The sequence below is a fragment of the Pseudomonas sp. genome (assembly GCF_037994325.1).
Lineage (GTDB): Bacteria > Pseudomonadota > Gammaproteobacteria > Pseudomonadales > Pseudomonadaceae > Aquipseudomonas.
This window is the reverse complement of sequence record NZ_JBBNAH010000442.1, coordinates 1-2,299: the sequence shown is the minus strand read 5'-3', so window position 1 is coordinate 2,299 and position 2,299 is coordinate 1. Positions and strand designations below refer to the sequence as shown.

The following is a 2,299-nucleotide window of genomic DNA, read 5'->3' as shown; positions in this document are numbered from 1 at the left end:
GTGCGCACCACACGCTAAACGATATTAAGGCTGGTGCGCACAGCACACCCTACGGATTGGAGACACAGGTATGTGGCGTTCGTTAACCCTAGGCTGCTCTCTCGCCATGCTTGCCGGCTGTAACACCCTGCCCTTTGGCAGCAGCTCTTCCGAGAGCTACGGCCACTACAACGAAACTGGCGAAGCGTCGTTCTACGGCGCCAGGCACCATGGCAAAAAAACCGCCAGCGGCGAGCGCTTCGACCAAAACCAACTGACTGCAGCGCACCGTACCCTGCCCTTCGGCACCCGCGTGCAGGTCACCAACCTGGACAACAACAAAACCGTGGTCGTCCGCATCAACGACCGTGGCCCCTTCAACCGTAAACGGTTAATCGACATCTCTCACGCCGCCGCCGAGCAACTCGACATGCTGCGCAGCGGCACCGCGCCAGTGCGCGTGCAGAGCCTCGACTAAGGAATGACCGACATGACCGATTCGAAGAAAACCGGCGAACACGTGCGCCGCCAAGTGATGGGCGACACCTTTGTCGACCGCGCCCTGAACAACGCCACCGACTTCACCCAACCGCTGCAAGACTTCGTGAACGAACACGCCTGGGGCGGCGTGTGGAACCGCGAAGGTCTGCCACTGAAAACCCGCAGCCTGATCACCCTCGCCGCCCTCACCGCGTTGAAATGTCCACAAGAGCTCAAAGGCCATGTCCGCGGCGCGCTGAACAATGGCTGCACGGTAGACGAGATTCGCGAAGCGCTGCTGCATTGCGCGGTGTATGCCGGTGTACCGGCGGCCATTGACGCGTTTCGCGCAGCACAGGAAGTGATTGAGGCGTGGCAGGCGGACGTCAAGTCGTAAACCGCGTAGTGGTGCGCACCATGGCGTATTGCTCAAGATTGTGGATTCCCGCCTACGCGGGAATGACGGGGATTTAAAGGTTTACATCCGTCGTCCCCGCGCAGGCGGGGACCCAGAAACTCAAGCCAAGCACAGCAGCAAAAAACCGTGCAATTAAAAAGCCGGGCACAAGGCCCGGCTTTGCTACCGTAAAAAAACCCTCCTACATATTCGCCTCTGCATACTCCGCCAACACCGAGCGCGGTACACCCTGCAGGGTGATGTGCACGCCATGGGGGAATTCCTTAAAAGACACTTTTCACACAGTCATCAACATTAGAGCCACCATTGGGTAGTACTTGTTGTCGTGGCTAGCAGTTTTCATGGCGTTGGTAGGTGTTAGCCACGCAAGCGCCTGAGAATCGCAGGTGAGGATACTTTCTTGAAAAAGCCGAATCTGCTCCTCGCTTGCTTCGACGCCTACCGAGTAAGGCGCGACAAAAACAGCACCAAGACGAGGTTCGTCATAGTCGAGTCGACCCGCGTCAAAGATCGCCTGGCTACATCTCCCAACGATGTGTTTTTTTGCTGTATTTAGATCTTCGATATCAACGTACGCCACTTTAGCTTCGATACAAAAACCATAAATCTCGTTGGCCACATACAAATCATTGCGGCCGATCGACGTTCCCTGTTGACTCGCCTCAGTCGCAACTTTGGTGATTTGGTATTCCTCAATTGCCGTCCAATCAGCTTTCCATGCTGCGCCAGCGAGGATGCTGATGTTCGCCCGCTCGTTGTACCAATATGGCAAATCATCGCCATCCCAAACGTCGATATAACGTTGAACACATGCTATCCAGCTGCGCAGAACAGGGCTGAGCGGCTGGAGCGTTGAGCAAGAGATACGCATGTACTGATCACTCATTGGGCAACTCCCTGTATAACAACGTTAAATAGGATTAGAACAAATAGCTAAAAAAGCCTTTGGACTGGCGCGCACTGATTTCCCGCGCAAATAAATTACGGGCGGATCTGAAGAAGGCTTGTTCTACCTCAAAACGTTGGCGTTCTGCCTTCATAAGAAGATGATTTAGCTCGACTGTCGAAGTGGCGTAAATTTTGAATTTACCAAGTGTTTCTTCCTTATCCAGGGAGGAGTCGGATTGAACTGTGGCCAGCTCGCGTAATAACTTCATCATCTCGTCAGTGTTGGCGGCCGCCAGATAAGGGCCCTTCTCGACCTGCAGTTGCTCTTCGATTGGCTCTAGTTTTTTCTTCCGGGAGCTAGCCAATCGTTTGAATTTCTCATAAGTCCCTGTCACCAGCGCTAGCTCTTCATATTTTATGTAGAGATCTACATGGCATTGCCGCACAGTCTCGTTTAGCTCTTTAGTGCTTTTAGCCAGCTCGTTGTTTACGCTCGCAATCGTTCTAGGGATGACCTCGTAGCCGGCCGATGAA

The 2,299-nt window shown here is 53.9% G+C and carries 4 protein-coding genes and 1 pseudogene; 2 read left to right on the top strand and 3 right to left on the bottom strand.

What is annotated here, in order from left to right; all coding sequences use genetic code 11:
• Positions 1 to 70: 70 nt before the first annotated feature.
• Together AAAB16_RS14835 and AAAB16_RS14830 are read left to right on the top strand one after the other, a co-directional pair.
• Positions 71 to 457, top strand: coding sequence for a septal ring lytic transglycosylase RlpA family protein (locus AAAB16_RS14835; RefSeq protein WP_340664008.1), 387 nt, complete (start codon positions 71 to 73; stop codon positions 455 to 457).
• Between the two features lie 12 nt (positions 458 to 469).
• Positions 470 to 856, top strand: a complete 387-nt coding sequence (locus tag AAAB16_RS14830) for a carboxymuconolactone decarboxylase family protein (protein WP_340664007.1) — start codon at positions 470 to 472, stop codon at positions 854 to 856.
• Positions 857 to 1,058: 202 nt separating this feature from the next.
• Here AAAB16_RS14830 and AAAB16_RS14825 read toward each other — a convergent pair.
• From AAAB16_RS14825 to AAAB16_RS14815, 3 genes and pseudogenes are all read right to left on the bottom strand, one after another.
• Positions 1,059 to 1,145, bottom strand: a pseudogene (locus AAAB16_RS14825) (hypothetical protein); the annotation flags it as partial.
• Positions 1,146 to 1,154: 9 nt separating this feature from the next.
• The gene (locus AAAB16_RS14820) at positions 1,155 to 1,763 is read right to left on the bottom strand and encodes a hypothetical protein (RefSeq protein WP_340664006.1); all 609 of its coding nucleotides are present in this window, start codon (positions 1,761 to 1,763) and stop codon (positions 1,155 to 1,157) included.
• 34 nt (positions 1,764 to 1,797) lie between these two features.
• Positions 1,798 to 2,299, bottom strand: a 502-nt coding sequence (locus AAAB16_RS14815) for a hypothetical protein (RefSeq protein WP_340664005.1), incomplete at its 5' end; no start/stop codon positions are given.